General features: G+C 65.8%; 17 protein-coding genes. 5 read left to right on the top strand and 12 right to left on the bottom strand.

The window, feature by feature from the left end:
- Window positions 1-505 precede the first annotated feature (505 nt).
- Window positions 506-874: a hypothetical protein gene (locus NFX52_RS13050; RefSeq protein WP_055401844.1), complete on the bottom strand. Its 369-nt coding sequence runs from the start codon at window positions 872-874 to the stop codon at window positions 506-508.
- 180 nt (window positions 875-1,054) lie between these two features.
- Window positions 1,055-2,053: a DMT family transporter gene (locus tag NFX52_RS13055; RefSeq protein ID WP_055401843.1), complete on the bottom strand. Its 999-nt coding sequence runs from the start codon at window positions 2,051-2,053 to the stop codon at window positions 1,055-1,057.
- Between the two features lie 134 nt (window positions 2,054-2,187).
- Between NFX52_RS13055 and NFX52_RS13060 the strand changes: the two genes are divergently transcribed.
- Complete coding sequence (locus tag NFX52_RS13060) at window positions 2,188-3,078, top strand: LysR family transcriptional regulator (protein WP_082437627.1); 891 nt, start codon at window positions 2,188-2,190, stop codon at window positions 3,076-3,078.
- 25 nt (window positions 3,079-3,103) lie between these two features.
- Here NFX52_RS13060 and NFX52_RS13065 read toward each other — a convergent pair whose 3' ends face one another.
- From NFX52_RS13065 to NFX52_RS13075, 3 genes are read right to left on the bottom strand one after another with little or no spacing between them, the layout of a single operon-like run.
- The gene (locus NFX52_RS13065) at window positions 3,104-3,748 is read right to left on the bottom strand and encodes a DsbA family protein (protein WP_055401839.1); all 645 of its coding nucleotides are present in this window, start codon (window positions 3,746-3,748) and stop codon (window positions 3,104-3,106) included.
- Window positions 3,749-3,751: 3 nt separating this feature from the next.
- Window positions 3,752-4,024: a hypothetical protein gene (locus NFX52_RS13070; protein ID WP_238385766.1), complete on the bottom strand. Its 273-nt coding sequence runs from the start codon at window positions 4,022-4,024 to the stop codon at window positions 3,752-3,754.
- A 49-nt stretch (window positions 4,025-4,073) separates the two neighbouring features.
- Window positions 4,074-4,940, bottom strand: coding sequence for an MBL fold metallo-hydrolase (locus NFX52_RS13075; RefSeq protein ID WP_055401835.1), 867 nt, complete (start codon window positions 4,938-4,940; stop codon window positions 4,074-4,076).
- Between the two features lie 125 nt (window positions 4,941-5,065).
- On the opposite strand from NFX52_RS13075, the gene NFX52_RS13080 reads away from it, so the two are divergent.
- On the top strand, window positions 5,066-5,959 hold the full coding sequence (locus NFX52_RS13080) for a LysR family transcriptional regulator (protein ID WP_055401834.1): 894 nt from the start codon (window positions 5,066-5,068) through the stop codon (window positions 5,957-5,959).
- 192 nt (window positions 5,960-6,151) lie between these two features.
- Here the strand turns inward: NFX52_RS13080 and NFX52_RS13085 are convergent, their stop codons facing one another.
- Genes NFX52_RS13085 through NFX52_RS13095 form a run of 3 tightly spaced genes read right to left on the bottom strand, consistent with a single transcriptional unit; the run spans window position 6,152 to window position 8,928 of the window.
- The gene (locus tag NFX52_RS13085; protein WP_055401832.1) at window positions 6,152-7,144 is read right to left on the bottom strand and encodes a Bug family tripartite tricarboxylate transporter substrate binding protein; all 993 of its coding nucleotides are present in this window, start codon (window positions 7,142-7,144) and stop codon (window positions 6,152-6,154) included.
- Between the two features lie 42 nt (window positions 7,145-7,186).
- Window positions 7,187-7,549 (bottom strand): AtuA-related protein, encoded by a 363-nt coding sequence (locus NFX52_RS13090; protein ID WP_055401830.1) that lies wholly within the window; start codon window positions 7,547-7,549, stop codon window positions 7,187-7,189.
- Between the two features lie 14 nt (window positions 7,550-7,563).
- Complete coding sequence (locus NFX52_RS13095) at window positions 7,564-8,928, bottom strand: acyclic terpene utilization AtuA family protein (RefSeq protein WP_055401828.1); 1,365 nt, start codon at window positions 8,926-8,928, stop codon at window positions 7,564-7,566.
- A gap of 106 nt (window positions 8,929-9,034) precedes the next feature.
- Between NFX52_RS13095 and NFX52_RS13100 the strand changes: the two genes are divergently transcribed.
- Window positions 9,035-9,928 (top strand): LysR family transcriptional regulator, encoded by an 894-nt coding sequence (locus NFX52_RS13100; protein ID WP_252635672.1) that lies wholly within the window; start codon window positions 9,035-9,037, stop codon window positions 9,926-9,928.
- Between the two features lie 115 nt (window positions 9,929-10,043).
- On the opposite strand, the gene NFX52_RS13105 is transcribed toward NFX52_RS13100, so the two are convergent.
- The 4 genes from NFX52_RS13105 to NFX52_RS13120 form a co-directional block, all read right to left on the bottom strand.
- Window positions 10,044-12,260: an ATP-binding protein gene (locus NFX52_RS13105; RefSeq protein WP_055401824.1), complete on the bottom strand. Its 2,217-nt coding sequence runs from the start codon at window positions 12,258-12,260 to the stop codon at window positions 10,044-10,046.
- Complete coding sequence (locus tag NFX52_RS13110) at window positions 12,245-13,465, bottom strand: radical SAM family protein (protein ID WP_055401854.1); 1,221 nt, start codon at window positions 13,463-13,465, stop codon at window positions 12,245-12,247. Before NFX52_RS13110 ends, NFX52_RS13105 begins: the two co-directional genes overlap by 16 nt.
- 136 nt (window positions 13,466-13,601) lie before the next feature.
- Entirely contained in the window at window positions 13,602-14,063 is a 462-nt protein-coding gene (locus NFX52_RS13115; protein WP_055401823.1) for a hypothetical protein, read from the bottom strand.
- A 20-nt stretch (window positions 14,064-14,083) separates the two neighbouring features.
- On the bottom strand, window positions 14,084-14,956 hold the full coding sequence (locus tag NFX52_RS13120) for a hypothetical protein (protein WP_055401820.1): 873 nt from the start codon (window positions 14,954-14,956) through the stop codon (window positions 14,084-14,086).
- A 221-nt stretch (window positions 14,957-15,177) separates the two neighbouring features.
- On the opposite strand from NFX52_RS13120, the gene NFX52_RS13125 reads away from it, so the two are divergent.
- Window positions 15,178-16,161, top strand: coding sequence for a PhnD/SsuA/transferrin family substrate-binding protein (locus NFX52_RS13125; protein WP_055401818.1), 984 nt, complete (start codon window positions 15,178-15,180; stop codon window positions 16,159-16,161).
- 529 nt (window positions 16,162-16,690) lie between these two features.
- Window positions 16,691-17,287 (top strand): lipocalin family protein, encoded by a 597-nt coding sequence (locus NFX52_RS13130; RefSeq protein ID WP_055401814.1) that lies wholly within the window; start codon window positions 16,691-16,693, stop codon window positions 17,285-17,287.
- The last annotated feature ends 185 nt before the right edge of the window (window positions 17,288-17,472 follow it).

The raw sequence follows: 17,472 nt of genomic DNA on the forward strand, positions 1-17,472 counted from the left end.
CGGGTCTTGGGCGACTCGCAGCGGTCTCAGCCGAGTCGAAAAGGCAGACTCCGCCTCGCGCCGCCGCGAACGGCGCTGCGGGGTCGACGCAATAGACCCGCGCGGCTCAAGTCCGACGGCCTCCTAGCGCGAGGGAAAGGTTGTCGGTGCTGCCGCAGGACCCTGTGCTGGCTTGAACGGGCTGGCGGGAGGTGCGTTTTGACCTCGGGCCGGACTTGGATTCGGATCATCGGTCGGTGGTGGTGCAACTGACGGAATCGCCGTAGTGCACACCACCCGAATACTACTGATTTGATAGCTTGAAGCGAATATCCATCAAGCGCTGGATACCTTTTCGGCATAATTTTTGCGGAGGCGTTCCTCTACGGCCTGCGAGCACAACGGGCCGTTCACGCTGAGCCTGCCCAATCACCTGGTGGGCCATTGACAAGCGCAGCCCGAACGGATTTGCGCCATCTACCCCCATCCAGCACGACGTTCCCGGCGGGGGTAAGTTGTGGCGCCCTCAACAGCCGTTCGCGTGCACGGCAGTGCCTGGGTTGAGCTTCTGGCACGCTTTGACCTGGTTGGATTTGACCCGGTTATCCACCCAAATAGTGATGTGCGGATCCGTGGCCTGATGGCAGCCTTTTTCGACCTCAACCACACCACACGAGTCCAGAATCTGGCTGGCCAGGGGTGCGCCGGAACGGCGGTCCTTCGCATTGTTGAGGAACGCCTCAATCTGAGTCTGGGTGTAGGGCTGCCCGGTGGCGCCGTTGTTCACATCGTTGTTGTTGGGTTGATTCCACTGAGGCTGGAATACATAGGTCGGCCTCGCAAAGGCTGTGCCGCACAGCAGCAACACGCAGACCGCAGTCATGAATTTTTTCATTGCCAAGTTCCCCTTCATGCCTACTCTCTGACGATTTTCGGCGCCCTCGGCTTCATCACGTGTTGATGAAGTGAGCCCATGGTGGCGCCACCAAAGCGGTTTGGCGATTACAGGAAATTACAGCGAAGCTACTCCCAACGTTTGGCGCATTTCACGCATTGAGCGTGGGGGCGGGCCTGATCAGCGGCTTGCTGTGGTGGAGCCAGGAGTACCCACCCCCTTCGAACGGGGCCGCCGAATCGTCCACAGCGCCACAGCCATCAGCCCCACGCCGCCCAGTTGGATGGGGCTGAGCGTGCGGCCATACACCACCCAGTCCACCAGCACCGCCGTGAGCGGGTACACAAACTGCAGCACCGCAATGCGCCCCAACCCCAGGCGCGACATGCCGGCAAACAGCACCACATACGCCAGGCCGGTGTGCAGCACGCCCAGGCCCAGCAGCCAGCCCCACGCGGCGCCCTGCTGCGGCCAGCCCAGCACAAAGGGCGCCCACACCAGCACCACCGCGCCCACCAGGCACTGCCACAGCGCCATGGCAAAGGGGCTGATGGTTTTCTGCGTGTTGGCGAGCAGCGTCACGCCCGCATAGCAGAGCGAACCGCCCAGGCACATCAGCACGCCAACCACATAGCTGCCGCCGCCGGTGCTGCTGGCCGCTGCGACACCTGCGGTGCCGTCGAGCAAGCCCGTGGTCAGCACCAGCCCGCCCAGCGCGGCCAGCGTGGCCAGCCACTGCGTGGGCGACACGGCCTCGCGCAAGAACAACGCGCCAAACACGATGACCCAGATGGGCTGGATGTGAAAGATCACGGTGGCCACTGCAATCGATGTGCGTGGGATGGCTGCAAAGAACAGCGCCCAGTTCATCACCATGAGTACGCCCGTAGCGCAGGCCACCCAGCGGGCGCGGCCGTGCAGAAAAAGTTGCTGTCCCCGCCCCGTGGCCAGGCACCAGGCCAGCAGCGCCAGTGCACCGAATGCGCAGCGGAACCACACCGTGACCAGCGGGTGCTGGCCCGCCTCTTCCACAAACACGCCGATGGTGCCCAGCAGCACGCCACCGGCGATGAGCAGCCACTGGCCGTCGCGCTCGCGGGTGAGGGCATTGGCATTGACGGGCAGCGGTGTGGTGGCCAGGGAAGGCGATGCGACGGTGCTGGCTTTGGAGTGGTTCATGCCGCCGATGCTCACGCTTTACAGGCATCCTGTAAAACGGATAAATCGAACAGCTACCATTCGATAAACGAATCCACCAATCCACTGGGGATGACCCACCACTTTCGTCACTGGTCCGACCGATAAAGGCCCCCATGAACTACCCAGACTTTCAGATCGACTGGCTGCGTGCCTTTGTGGCCGTGGTGGATGCAGGCTCGCTCTCGGGCGCGGCGCCGCTGGTGCACCGATCACAGTCGGCCGTGAGCATGCAGATCAAGAAGCTGGAGGCCGCGCTGGGCCGCCCGGTTCTGCTGCGCGGGCCGCGCCACCTGGAGGTGACGCCAGCGGGGGCCGAGCTGCTGTCGTATGCGCGCCGCGTGCTCGATTTGCAGGCTGAAGCACATGCCGCTTTGTTTGGCCCCAAGCTGGCGGGCCGGGTGCGGCTGGGGGTGCCCGACGACTATGCGTCGGCCTACCTCACGCCAGTGCTGCGCAGCTTTTCGCACCGCTACCAGGGGGTGGAGATTGAGCTGACGTGCGAGCAGTCCACGTCGCTGATCCCGCGTGTGGTGAAGGGCGAGCTGGACCTGGCGCTGGTCTCGCAAGACAAGCCGCAACGCGGGCGCTTCTTGTTCGACGAGCCGCTGGTGTGGGTGGGGGCCGCCCAGTTCGAGGCCTGGCGGCGCGACCCGCTGCCGATTGCGGTGTATGAATCGGCCAGCATGGCGCGGCAGGCCACCCTGGCCGCGCTGGGCACGCGGCGGCGGGCTTACCGCATCGTGTACCACAGCTCCAGCCTGGCGGGCCAGCTGGCTGCTGTGGAGAGCGGTTTGGCGGTGGCGGTGCTCACGCGGTGCAGCGCCCCGGCCCATTTGCAAATCTTGCAGAACCTGCCGGCGGAGTTTGACCTGCCGCCGCTGGCTTCGATGAACGTGGCGGTGCTGCGCAGCAAGGTGTCGCTGCGCTCACCGGCCGTGGATGCGATGTATGAGCAGATGGTGCGAACCTTGGGCCGACGGGGCGAACTGCTGCCCAAGGCCTGAACGCCGCCGCCGGTCATCCACGGCGTCAGGCCGCCAGGACGTGCTCTACCAGTTTCTCGCGCGGCCCCAGCAGCGCATCGCCTCCGATCAACCGCAGCGCACCGCCCTGCCCCGCCACCACCAGTTGCGGCACGCCGCGGGCACCCACGGCACGCAGCATGGCCTGGGCGCGGGCTACGCGCTCGGCCACCACGCTGTGCAGTGCGGCGTCGGGTGCCAGCGTCAATGCGGCGGCATCGGCCAGGCCCAAAGCCCGCAACAGGTCTGCCAGCACCTCGGGTTCTGCGGTGTCGCGGCCTTCCACATAGCGTGCGTGCTGCAGTGCGTGCAAGGCTTCCAGTTCATGCGCAGGCGCGGTCTGCGCCACGGCAGTCAGCGCGAGGGTGGCAGGGCCTGAATCAAAGCGACCGGACGCAGCACCCAGAATTTGATCACGGTAGGCCTGCGTGAAGGGCTGGCCTGTGAGCTGCTGGATGCGCTGGTCGTTGGACCAGGCATAGGCGGCAAACTGCGCGTCCATGGGCCGTGCGCCTGCGCCTGCAAACAGACCGGTGGGGGCCAGCACCACCTCGACACCCTCCTGTGCTTGCAGGAACTTGAGCGCGGGCGCGGCGGCATAACACCAGCCGCACAAGGGGTCAAACAAGTAGGTCACGGTGACGGTGGGCATGGGTCAGGTTCTTTCTTGAGGGTCTGAGGTTTCGGACGCGGCCAGTGCGGCCTCAAACGCTGCGATTTCTTCGGCCAGCGTGCCCCGGCTGCGGAAGTGGCGGGCGGCGCGGTCGTACCAGTTTTCGGCGTCTTCCAGGTCGCCCTCTTGCAGGTGCAGGATGCCGTGCAGCCACGCGCCGAGCATGGAGCCGTCGTGCTGCACCAGATCGTGCGCTGCGTTCCAGCGCCCGGCGTGCAGGTGCTGCAGGACTTGTTGGAGCGGGTGCGTGGTCACGATCTGGTTCCTTTCAACAACTTGCTTTGACAGCTTTCAGCACGTCATCTCACCACTTCATCTCGCCCTTGTTGACCTTGGCGCCGATGTCCAGCGACAGGCCCATGGGCGCTGCGGGGTAGGCCTTTTTCATCGCGTCGATGAGTTCGGCGCTGGTCTTGGTGGCGGCGGCGTTCTTCTCAAACGCTTGCAGGTAGCCCTTGGTGTAGCTGATGTTGGCGGCATCCAGCGCGCCACCGGCGGGCATGTGGCCGGGCACCACCACTGTGGGCTGCAGCGCGGCCATTTCGTCGAGCTGGGCCACCCAGGCGCTGCGCTCGGCCACCGTTTGCGTGTCGGCCGTCCACACATGGGTGTTGGTGCCAAACACACCGATGGTGCCCACCACGGCCTTGATGGACGGAATCCACGCATACGGGCGGTGCGCCAGCAGGCCGGTGGTGCCGCGGATCTCGACGGTCTGACCGTCCACGCTCAGCGTATTGCCGGCGATGGCCTTGGGCAGTACGGGCGTGCGCGGTGCGTTGGCGCCCATCTTGGGGCCCCAGAAGGCGATCTTGCCCGCCAGCTTGGCGTTGATCTTCTCCAGCACGGCGGGCGTGGTCACCACGTCGGCCTTGGGGAAGATTTCTTTCAGCGTCTCGACGCCAAAGTAATAGTCGGGGTCGGCCTGGCTCACGTAGATGGTCTTCAGCTCTTTGCCGGTGTCGAGCACGTTGGCTGCAATGCGCAGCGCGTCGGCACGGGTAAAGCCAGCGTCGATGACCATGGCTTCTTTGTCGCCATAGACCAGCGTGGAGTTGACGTTGAAGCTGTTGCCGTCGGCGTTGTAGACCTTGACTTGCAGGGGCTGGGCGGCCTGGGCGCCGGTGAAGGCAACGGCGAGGGTGGCGGCAATGAGGGTGGTGCGGAACATGGTGGTTTCTCCAGGGTTTTGAGAGGTTGGTCTTGATGACGTAATGAAGTTTATTTGCGCAAATCGATCCAATAAACCCGATAATTCGCGCATATTTGTTTCACCAATCGATCAAATAACGCCTTATGGACCGCCTGACCGCCATGCATGTGTTTGCCGAAGTCGCCACCAGCGGCAGCTTCAGCGCCACGGCCGACAAACTCGATATGTCGCGTGCCATGGTCACGCGCTATGTGGGCGAGATGGAGCAGTGGCTGCAGGCCCGCCTGCTGCAGCGCACCACCCGCAGCGTGACGCTGACCGACGCGGGCGAACACGCGCTGCGCCGCTGCCAGCAGATGCTGGCGCTGTCGCAAGATCTGGAAGAAGAAACCGCCACCACCACCGAGGGCGCATTGCGCGGCCAGCTGCGGCTGACCTGCAGCGTGTCGTTTGCGTTTGCGCAGATGGGTGCGGCGATTGCGGACTTTCTGGCGCAACACCCGCAGCTCAAGATCGACCTGGACGCGAGCGAAGGATCACTGAACCTGGTGGAAAAGCGCATCGACCTGGCCATCCGCATCAGCGCCGAGCCCGACCCGCTGCTCATCGGCCGGCCGCTGGCGCGGTGCGATTCGGCCCTGGTGGCATCCCCCGCCTACTTGGCCGCCCACGGCGTGCCGCAGCAACCTGCCGACCTGGCGCAGCACCGGTGCCTGAGCTACGCCAACTTTGGCAAAAGCGTGTGGCAGCTGACGCGCGGCGAGGTGGTGGAGCGTGTGGGCGTGAGCGGCCATTTCAGCGCCAACGAGGCCACCACGCTGATGCGCGCCGCGCTGGCGGGCGGCGGCATTGCGATGCAGCCGACGTATCTGGTCAACCCCTACCTGCACAGCGGCGAGTTGCAGGCGGTGCTGCCACAGTGGGACTTGCCGGTGATGACGATCTATGCGCTGTACCCGTCGCGCAGGCACTTGTCGCCTGCGGTGCGGGCGCTGCTGGATTTTTTGGTGGAACGGTTTGCCGGGGTGCCGTGGTGAGGGATGGTCGCCTCGGCCAAATCACTACCAAATTGATAGCTAATAGTTCTTATCCATCAGGCGACAGAGGCCTCTTTGGCTTGATATTCACACCCCTTTGAAAGCGCGCTGACACTCCCTCTCGCCTGGTCGGAGAGGGAGTGAAGACGCGGCGCAGCGTGTGTTAACCGCCACCGCTACCGGGCCTTCGATTTACTCCGCCTCAATCCCCGCCGCCTTGATCACCTTGCCCCACTTCTGGGTTTCGGCAGCCTGGAACTTGGCCAGTTCATCGGGCGTGGTGGTCCAGGCTTCGGAGCCCGCGTTCTCGAAGAAGCTCTTGGCCGCTGGGCTTTTGGTGGCGGCGGTCAGCAGCTCGTTGAGGCGCGCCACCACCGGCGCGGGCGTGCCTGCGGGTACGTAGGCCGCAAACCAGTAGCCCATGTCGTAGCCCTTCACGCCGGCTTCGTCGATGGTGGGCACGTCGGGTAGCTGGGTACTGCGCTTTTGCGTGGAGTAGCCCAGCGCACGCAGCTTGCCCGCCTTGACCTGCGGCACGCCGGTGGAGGTGTCGGTGATCATCAAATCGATCTGCCCGCCCAGCAGGTCGGTGATGGCCAGCGGGTTGCTCTTGTAGGGCACGTGCAGGATATCCACGGCCGCCAGCTGCTTGAGCATCTCGCCCGCCATGCGACTTGATGAGCTGCCGCTGCCAAAGCTGAGCTTGCCGGGGTTCTTCTTGGCAAAGGCCAGCAGCTCGCCCACGTTCTTGTACGGCGCGCTGGCGTTGACCACCAGCACCTGCCCTCCCTTGCCCAGGCCGGTGACGGGGGCGAAGTCCTTTACCGGGTCGTACGAGAGCTTTTTGTACAGGTGCTCGTTGGCTGCGTGTGTGGTGTTGGTGGTGATGAGCACGCTGTAGCCATCGGCCGCCGACTTGGCCACGGCCGACGCGGCGATCATGCCGCTGGCGCCCGCCTTGTTGTCGATGACCACGGGCTGCTTGGTGTCGTTGGTGATGGACTGGCCCAGCGCGCGTGCCAGTTGGTCGGTGGCGCTGCCTGCGGCAAACGGCACGACAAAGGTGATGGCCTTGGCCGGGTAGGCACCGGCCGCCTGGGCCAAGGCTGCTGGGGCGTGCAACGCGCCCAGCGCCAGTACGGCAGCAGTGGCGAGCAGAGCGCGGCGGGGGGACGAATGGGTCATGTTGTCTCCTGGTGTTGGTATGGATGGAAAAGAAAAACGGGGCTACACGGAAGGGCCGCCAAAGTGCGTTGCCAGGTGCGCGGGCACGGTGACGGGTAAATCGAGCAGCAAGTAGCTGAGCGCCTTGCCATGGCTGTCGAGGTTGAGCGAGTCGTTCACACCGCCGTCGAGCACGTCGTCCAGCACGAGGTTCATGGCCTGCAGCTGGGGCAGCAGGTAGCGTGTGACCTGGCGCGGGCGGCGCTGCGCAAACTGCTGTGCCACGGCGGCCTCGGTGACTTGTTCGACCAGCACATCCCACAGCGCGGGATGCCAGGCGATGACGCTGATGTTGGAGCGGTTGCCTTTGTCGCCGGTGCGGCTGTGGGCAAGTCGATACAACGGAACGGTGATGGTGGTTGTCATGGTGTGTGTACTCCTCAATCCACCATCTCAAACCGCACGGCCACGGCCTCGCGCGGCACCAGGCACGACACCGTGCCCAGGCGCGGGCGCATGGCGGTGCGCACGCCACCACCGCCTGCGGGGCCGCAGGTGTAGAGCGCGGTCACCTCGCGCACCAGGCGCTGGGCGCTGGCATGGTCGCGGTGCTGCAGGGCCACGCGCAGGCGCACATCGCGGGTGTCACGGCTGTCGCTAGCGGGCGCATCCAGCCAGCGGCTGGTGTCGTCGCCAAAGATGCTGGTCACGCCGATCAGGTCGATGCGCAGCGGGCCCAGGCCCTGCAAGCGCTCGCGCAGCACCTCGCCCGCCAGCCGGGCACGGGCTTCGGCACGCGGGCCGGCGTAGGAGATTTCGCCCTCGGCAAACCAGCCCGATTCAAAACACACATTCACTTTGAGCGTGGCGGGCCGCGCATGGCCCTGCACACCCTCCAGCCGCACCGCGTCGGCGCCCACGGTGGTCACGCGGGCGGTGGTGATGTCGGCCACCACATCGGGCGTGAGGTACGCCGCCGGGTCGTGCAGCTCGTACAGCAGCTGCTCCTTCACCGTGCGCTCGGTGATGCAGCCGCCCGTGCCCGGGGGCTTGGTGATGGTGCAGTGGCCGTCGGCGTCGATCTCGGCGATGGGGTAGCCCAGTTGCGCCAGGCCTTGCACATCCTTGTAGCCAGGGTCGGCAAAGTAGCCGCCCGTAACCTGGGCGCCGCATTCCAGCAGATGCCCCGCCATGGTGGCGCGGGCCAGCCGGTCCCAGTCGTCCAGCGCCCAGCCGTAGTGCGCCAGCGCGGGGCCCAGCACCAGTGATGGGTCGGCCACACGGCCGCAGACCACGATGTCGGCGCCTTCGCGCAGCGCATCGGCAATGGCCTGCGCGCCGATGTAGGCGTTGGCGCTGACGATAGGCTCGGTGGGCATGGCGCTGCCCAGCGCGCCCTGCAGCAGCGCGCGGTGTTCAGGGCCGCTCAGGTCGTCGCCCTGCAGCACGGCAATGCGCGGGCGGGCCAGGCCCAGCTCGGTCGCCAGGGCGTGGATGCGGCGCGCGGCGCCGTGCGGGTTGGCGGCGCCAAAGTTACTGACTATGCGCACGCCGTGCGCCAGGCACTGCGCCAGCACGTGGCGCAGCAGGTCCACCAGCAGGGGTTCATAACCCGCATTGGGGTCTGTGCGGCGCGCCAGCTGGGCCAGTGCCAGTGTGCGCTCGGCCAGCGTCTCGAAGATGAGCACCGCAGGCTGGCCGCTGGCGATGAGCGCCTGCACCACAGGCAGCGCCGCGTCGGTGCGGTCGCCCGAGAAGCCGGCGGCGCAGCCCACCAGCAGGTTGGTTTTTTGGTCGTTCGGCATCAATCCGTTGTCTCCTGCAGCCGACTGTAGGAACATCCCGGTATTCTGTGAAATCGATTGTTCTTATGAATCCATCTGAAACACAGATGAATCAAATCACCCCCGAATGAGCGACCCCCACCTTTCCAGTCGCCAGCTCGACGCCTTCCTCGCGTTGGCCGAGCAGCGCAGCTTCACACGCGCCGCCACGCTGTGCCACCTGTCGCAACCCGCGTTCAGCGCGCTGATCCGCGCCCTGGAGGACGACCTGGGCCTGCGGCTGTTCGACCGCAGCACGCGGCATGTCCATCTCACGCCCGAGGGCCAGAACTTTCTGGAATCGGCCCGCCGCATCCGGGCAGAAATCACCAACGCGCTGGCCGCCGTGCGCGACACAGCCACCTTGCAGCGTGGGCGCGTGGCGGTGGCGCTGCTGCCGTCACTGGCCGCAGGCTGGCTGCCAGGCGTGCTGGCGCAGTACCGCGCGGCGCACCCCGGCATCGAGATCGACATTGCCGATGTGCTGTCCGAGCCCTGCATCGACCGCGTGGCCAGCGGCCATGCCGACTTTGCGCTGGCCGCCATCCGCGCCGACACGCCCGCGCTGCAGGCCGAGCCGTTTTGCAGCGACGACTTCTACCTGGTGTGCCCGGCTGACCACCCGCTGGCGCGCCGCCGCAAGCCCATCACCGCGCAGGACCTGGCTGCCTGGCCCTTCATCCACCTGGCGCGCACCAGCAGCGTGCGCCAGTACCTGGAGGCCGCCCTGCACCCGCAGGCCATGCACACGTTGATGGAGGTGGAGCAGCTCGCCACGGTGATGGGCATGGTGCGCGCGGGCCTGGGCATCAGCGTGGTGCCTGCGCTCACGTTGTTCCACTTTGACCAGCCGGGGCTGGTCACGCGGCCGCTGTCGCTGCCGGGGCTTACGCGGCAGATCTACCTGGTGCGGCGGCGGGACGAAAGTCTGTCGGTGGCGGCGCAGGCGTTGTATGGGCTCGTGATGGCGCAGCGGCCCTGATTCGCAACGCAGGGCAGCTACTGAATTGATAGCTTTTAACGCTTATTGGATGAGCGCCTGAAGGCAATCAGAGCCAAAAATCCACAGCCATCCATTCGCAAGCTCCATTCGTTGCTCAATCCGTGCTCTGGTCCCGCGCCAGCACCGTAAGCTCCTGGTGCAGCAGCAACTCCACCTCAGTCGGCTCGAACTGGTCCTGCAGCAGCGGGATGGCAAAGCGGTATTCGCCTGCCACATGTTTGCGCAGCACGTAGGCCAGCTGCAGGCGTGCCAGTGACTGGCGCAGGGCCTGCGCGTCGCCCGCGATGCCGTGGCTTTGCAACAGTTGGGCCAGGGTGACCAGGCTGGACTGCCCGGCCTGGGCTGTGTGGTAGACCACGATGCGGTCGAGGCGGCAGGCGGCTTCGTCGTGGCTCAGGCGGCCCCAGCCGGCCAGTGCGTCCTGCACGGCCTGCGAGGCCAGGGCCTGGTCGAGATGGCGCTTTTCGATCACGCGTTCGCCGGGCAACAGCGCCTCCAGGCATTCCTGGCACAGGATGGCGACCAGGTTGGCACGCTGGCCGCTGGCGTCGATGAGACGATCCACCAGTTTTTCGTTGTCAAAGCCCAGGCGCAGCTTGCGCAGTGGCTCGGTGGCCAGTTCGCGGCAAGCGGCGCGCTCCAGGCCGCCAATGGCCAGCACCTCGCCAAAGTTGCGCAGAGGGCTTTGGTAGTCGAGCACGGCCGTGGCATACAGGTCCCAAAAGCCCGCCAGCATGAACCAGCAGCGCCCCTCTTCGCTGAGCGCGCGCAGGGTGGACAGCTGCACGTAGCCGTTGGCCGATTCATCGCGGAAGAACAGGTCGGCCTCGTCGATCAGCAGCACCAGGCGCTTGCCCTGGTACTGTGCCTGCAGATGGTCCACGATGGCTTCGAGCGGGGTGTCGGCCGCCAGGCCAAACTGCAGCGCCATGCGCGGCGCCAGGCGGTGATCGCGCAGCGAGACGTAATGGCACACAGTGTGCGGATGGCCCGCCATGCGGCGCTGCACGGCCTTGAGCAGGCTACTTTTGCCGAGCTGGCGCCCACCCACCACCAGGTAGTTGGCGGGCTCGCGGTTGATGACACGCGCCAGCAGCTGGGCGCGGCCGAAGAAGGCGCCTTCGCGCGTGACGCCGCCGCGCGTCTGGTACGGCGAGATGCGGGTGATGCGCAGTTGCGCGGCCAGTTGGCGCAGCAGCACTTGCAGCGCATCGCCGCCGATCAGCCATTCGGTCTGGCTGGCGCTGTCCACCATCACATGCAGGTTGGCGCGGTCGCCGGCGTGGGCCTGCAGCAGCGGCCAGGGCGTGTCCATGCTGTGCTCACACAGGATCAGCAGCACGTCGCTGCCGGTCTGCACGGCGCGCAGTTGGCGCAGCACGGTGGCTTCGTCGATGCCGGGCGTGGGCACAAAGACCAGGCAGCGGTCCAGCGACACGGGCAGGTCGGGCGGGAACAGCCACTCAAACACCGCACCGGGCAGCGCCCAGTCGGTGCTGGGCTGGCAGCGGGCCGACACGCGCTCGGCCAGCGCGCGGGCCAGTGCCGGGGCGCGCTCGCCGCCCGTGGCCTGGGCGCAGGCCACGGCGCGGCGCCAGTCCACCATGCGAATGTCGGCAGCCAGCAGCGTGGGTTCCAGCCGCCGCAGCCAGCGCAGCAGCCGGTCGATCTGAGGCAGCCGCGCCAGCGGGGTGCGGCGCAGGCGCGCGGGCCGCAGCTGCCCGGCGCCGATCATGGGGTGGCGCACCACCCATACCACGGCGCCTGCGGCAAAGATCACGCCGCACCACAGGATGAGCGAGCGCACCCAGCCGAACGGGTCTGCGTCGGGTGCAGGTTTGGCGGGCTCGAAGTCGTCGGAGCTGCCTTCCAGGCAGTTGATGGGCAGGTAGCCCGGTGGAATGGGTGGGTTGCCGGGGCGGCACGTCCAGGTGTGGGTGCCGGGTTTGAGCTCCACCACCACCTGCGTGCCTGCCAGTTTGCCCAGCTCGGGGTTGTGGGCGATGTCGGCCTGCAGCACGTTGGGGCGCGGAGACGTTACGCGCAGCTGCGGGTTGGCAATGCGCGGTGCGTATTGGTGGATGTCCTTGGGCCAGCCATCCAGCTCGTTGCGCGCCTCGATCATGGCAATGCGCCACTGCACCAGCTCGCCCCACACCGGGCCAACATTGACCGACGCCAGGAACGAGCCCCGCGTGACCGGGTTGAGCTGCGGCGTGAACAGCGCGCTGGCCACGAACAGCGTGACCACCGCAATGACCACGGCACGCACCACGGCCCTGGAGAAAAAGGGGCTCAAGCGTTCGAGCATGCGTCCAGCACCATCAAGCCCGCATCGCGGATGGTGGCGCAGCGCCAGTGCAGCCGCGCCGCATCGCCCGTGCCGCGCACGTGGATGAGGTTGCCCCAGAACAGGCCGCGCAGTTCGTCGTCCTGCAGGTAGGGCCGTGCACGGCCCAGGTCGTCGGCCTGCAGCAGCTGCTGCAAGCGCGTGCGCGTGGCGGGCGCCTGGGCCAGCGGCAAAAAGGTTTGCCACAGGCGCGGGCTGCTGGTCAGGTGGGTGCGCAACGCAGCAGACGATGCATGACCATCACCCACCCCTTGGTCTACCAGCCACTGCAACCCTTCTTCAAACAACGCGGGATGGCCGCCGCTGAGCGCCTGCAAGTCGGCCACCACGGGTTCGGTCCAGGAGTGCTCTGGCCAGCGGTGGCGGGCCAGTTGCGTGAGGTCGTCCAGCGACGGGTCGGGCCAGTGGTGGACCTGTGCGATGTTGAGCAGCGAGAGATCGCCACTGCGGTACTTGAGGTCGGCCAGCGCCTCGCCGCCACACAGAAGCAGGTGCAGGCGGCCGCTGTGCATCTCGCTCAGGCTGCGCAAGATGCCCGCCAGGGTTTCGCGCAGTGCGGGCGTTCCCTGCTCAAAGCGGCTGACCAGGCAGAAGATGCGCTCGCCCGCCAGCAGGCGGCGCTCCAGCGCGGATTCAAACTCGTAGTCCGACGCCACATCGCCCAGGCCACATTGGCGGCCGATGGCGGCGAAGTATTCGGCGGGCACGGTGCTCACGCTGTAGGGCGGCTGGATGTGCAGCACCGAGCCTTCGGCATACTGCGCGCGGGCACGCTGCAGCAGCTCGTGCCGAAACGGCGGCTGCCCCCAGTGCGCGGGCGACAGCAGCAGTGAGATGGGGTAGGGCACGGCCTGCGCCAGCTGGGCGAACACTTTGTCCTGAAACGCGGCAAACGGCTGCGCGCCGGTGGATTCGGCCTGCAGGGGAAATTCTGGCGCAAACCCTGCTGCGCTGAGCAGGCGGTTGGCCTCGCTCTCGGTCAGGCGCAGGTAGCGGGTGCAGGCCACCAGCTTGTCGCGCGAGCGCGGGTTGGGCACCGACACGCCGTTGCGCCAGTTGTTCACCGCCTCGCGACTCAGGCCGATTTCGGTGGCCACGCCCGAGGCGCTGGCACGGATGCGGCGCATGTAGATCGACAAGAGATCGGCGAAGGAATCGGGGGACATGGGCGATGCGGCGGTGGCAAGGATGGGCACGCTGGAACAAAAAGGGACCCGTGCTGCAAATAATCGGCAGGTGGCTGGCGGGCATTGTCATCGGTGCCGAACCACCCGGACGCAAGGTATCGGCATTGCCGATGCGTTAGAGCAACGGCTGCACCATGGGCCAGGCCTTGAAGCAGGCCAGGCCACAGGCCGTGAGGACCGGGCTGTACAGCACGATGGCGCCGACTACCGACATCAGCCATCCTGGCTCCTCGTAATCATCGGCCTCGGCTGTCTGGCCCTCCTTCAAAGGCTCCTTGCTGCCGCCCCCCTCTTCACCCTCGCCCGAATCCCCCGTCATCTCCTGCACCAGCATTACGGCCACCACCAGCAGCGAGATGGCCAGCAGCGCCAGGTAGCCGTATTGCAGCGCGGGCTGCGTGAGCGGATAGAAATAGCCCGCCAGCAGCGCGGCCGGGGCCAGAAAGAACACGTGCATCATGAGCCGGTACCAGGGAAAACCGTCCACTGGCCTTTCCAGCGCCCCCATGACCATGCGGTAGGTCAGCGCCCCCAGCACAAAGATCACCCCACCCCACCATTCGATTTGCGTCAGCATGTTGTTGTCCTGAAATTCACTTACTGGGGGGCCATCACCGTGGCGGGGCCATCGTCGCCAGGCTTGTCGGCGTCATCGCCGCCGTCGTCCCCGCGCAGCTCCTTGTGTTCAGTGACCATGTTGTACAGCGGCAGCGCCACGGCCAGAAGCAGCCCCAGGCCCATCCACAGCCAAAAGCCTTTGAACAGCAACACGGTGACCACCGTGAATGCCACCGCATGCACCAGCCCCTTGAGCCCGGCGCGCAGCAGCAGCACGGCAATGAGGCCTTGCATGGGCGATTTGCCGCTCTTGCCCATGGCCTGCGCCATTTCCACGAAGGCCTCGGCCGCCTCCCGGGCCTCGCGCATGCGCTTTTCTTCCTGCTGGCGCAGCTTGGCCACGGCAAGGGGCTTGGCCGGGTCTTTGGAGCAGGCGTAGGGGTCATCGGCCTCACCACCCTCCTCGCCGCCGTTGCCCTGCCCTTCGCCACCATGCTGCGCAGGCTCTACCACTGCGCGCCACTGCGGGTTGGCGTCCATGAATGCCTTGCGCGACACCCACTGGCCCCGGTCGAAGTGCATGCGCTCGGTTTCCCCCACCTGGTCGTAGAAGATCTCCAGCACTGCAGCCCGCAGGCCCTGGTCAAACAGGGCTTCGAGCTGGCGCAGCGGTGGTGGGTCGCTCGTACCCGTGTCGAACTGGAGCAGAAGGTGCGTGGAAGCGGCAGATGCCGACGCATTGAACCATTGCGCATCCCACAGGGACTCCAGACTGGAGGCCCCCAGCTTGTCCACCCAGCGTTGGGCCTGTTCCGTGTTGTCTGAGCACAGGTATTGGTACGTGAGCTGTGCGAGCTTCAGCTTGATCGGGTCTTCGAAAAACAGTTGCAAGGTCAGGGTGTTTTGCGACATGGGAAACGCTGTTCACAGCGGTAGGCATTGCGATGGATTGGGATTGTGTGGACGAGGCCCGCGCATGTCCCCTGCGGGCTTGTCCATGCCGGGGCGGCGCGAGGTTGACAAAACGTCCACCGGCACGGGTCGCCAAGGCGCTGATTGTCACAAAACGTTCATGCATACTGGCCGACCCGCGCGCAGAACGCGCTTTCACCACAATTGGAGGGAAAACAACGATGCGATTCGATACCCGCTTTTTTGCACTGCTGTCTGGCACCGCGCTGATGCTGGGCCCGGTAGCTGCGCAGACCGACCGGGCCGCGCCTGCCCGCGCCGCCGCAGCCACCCCGGCCGCCACGAGCTTCGCAGGCAGCCCACGCGAGAAACTGGTGGTGGCCATGCCCAAGACCTATGCCAAAAGCGAAACCATGCTGCTGTGGGGCGACTACTTCAACCACCTGGCGCGCTGCGGCAACATTGATCTGCAGAATCTGCAAGGCGAATCGCTGGAGAAGAGCACCAACATCGATGTGCTGGGCGAAAAGGAGCTGATCGACAGCCTCCTCAGCGGCAAGGCACAGCTGGCGCAGGTCAACCCCGGCCTGGTGCCCCAATTGGTGGGCGCTGGCCAGCCTGCCCCGTTTGGTGTGCCCGGCAACAAGGCCAGCGGCAAACGCAATTCCTACACGCTGATCCTGATCTCGCGCGTGGACAGCCCTTTCACCAAGCCGCAGGATCTGGTGGGCAAGAAGATTGCCCACTCCACACCCACCTCCAACTCCGGCAACCTGGCGCCGCGCGCGCTGTTCCCGGCCATCGGGCTGGTGCCGGACCAGAACTACGAGGTGGTGTTCTCCAACGGCCACGAGCGCTCGGTCACAGGCGTGATGCACGGCTTCTACCCCGCCGCAGCCGTGGCCAGCGATTTGTACCAACGCATGGTGGTCAAGGGCGATGTGAAGGGCTCCAGCATCCGCACGCTGTGGGAGAGCCCGCCCTTCATGACCGAGACCTGGACGCTGGGCAAGGACGTATCGCCCGAGCTGCAGGCCCGCGTGAAGAAGTGCTCGTACAGCTACAGCTTTTCGCCCAAGCTGCGCCAGCTGCTGCCAGGCAATGACACCTTTTTGCCCATCAATTTCGAGCGCGACTTCGCGACGGTGATGGAGGTCTACACCGAGACGCAGAAGGCGCAGGCTGCCAAGGCTGCCGCCAAATAAGTCCCGGTGTCAAAAGCGTCTATCGCCGCCCCCGCAAGCCGGACTCTGGTTTGCGGGCTCAGATGGTGCAGCAACAGAGTGCCGCCATAACACGACAGAGCCAGGAAGAGCAGGCCGCCCGGCACCAGCAGACCCTGGCAAGCAGGGATGCAAACACGAAAGCAGCGCCGGTACCGGAAGGCCGTCGTACCCCAGGCCTGGTGGAAACCATCAACACTCTTGTCTGAATGCGGCCACTCAAGGGGGACGCATTGCGAGAAGTGCGCCACGGCAAATTCCATCAACTCCATCTCCGACAGCGCTCCAGAGTGGTGGCCTGGAGAGGTATGGAACGACGGCAGCGCCACCACACCAATGCACATCCTGCCGACAACCGCTGCCAGCGCGCGCCTACACACTGGCCCGCTCGCAGTGCCTACAGTGGATCGCACGAACAGCCGCTGCGCAGTGCACACATTCCGTCAGGTGCCATAAGGTGACGTCAGGTGCAACGGCAGCCCCGGCAGCAACCCCAGGAGGAGCAAGCCCCATGCGCATTCACACCCCACCCCGTGCCCATTCGCCCTGGCCGCTGGTCATCGGCGCTGCCGCAATGATGGCGTTGCTGGCGCTCACGGCCTGCTCCACGCCCCGCGCGCCCGAAGGCATTCAGCCCGTTACGGGGTTTGACGCAGACCGCTATGCAGGCCACTGGCACGAGGTGGCACGCATCGACCACGCCTTTGAGCGCGGCCTGACCCAGACCAGCGCCACCTACAGCCGCAACGCCGACGACACGATCAAGGTGGTCAACCGAGGCTACGACCCAGTGCGCAAGGAGTGGAAGCAGGCCGAGGGCACGGCGCGCTTTGTGGATGAGCCCACGCGCGCTGCGCTCAAGGTGTCGTTCTTTGGACCGTTTTACGGCGGCTACAACGTGGTGGCGCTCGATGAAAACTACCAGTGGGCCATGGTGGTGGGCTCCAGCACCGATTACCTGTGGATCTTGTCACGCACGCCCACCCTGCCCTGGCATGTGCGCGAGCACCTCATGGAGCGGGCACAGACGATGGGTGTGGATGTGCGCAAGATTCTGTGGATGCCCGCCGCCAGCGAGCAACACGCCAAGCGGGCCGTGATGACCTGAAAAGCTTCAACGCCAGCAAGCGCAAATAGCTATATTTTTGATAGCTATTAACGCTTACCTAATAAGCGCTAGGGATCCTCTGCACGAATCGAGCGGCAAGTGTGCGCTGCGGATCGGGAGGGGCTGCAAGGCGCAAAACGCAGCAATAGCCGCAGCTATTGCGAGTATTTGCAACGCGGCAAACC

This window comes from Acidovorax facilis, assembly GCF_023913775.1.
GTDB classification, from domain to species: domain Bacteria; phylum Pseudomonadota; class Gammaproteobacteria; order Burkholderiales; family Burkholderiaceae_C; genus Acidovorax; species Acidovorax facilis.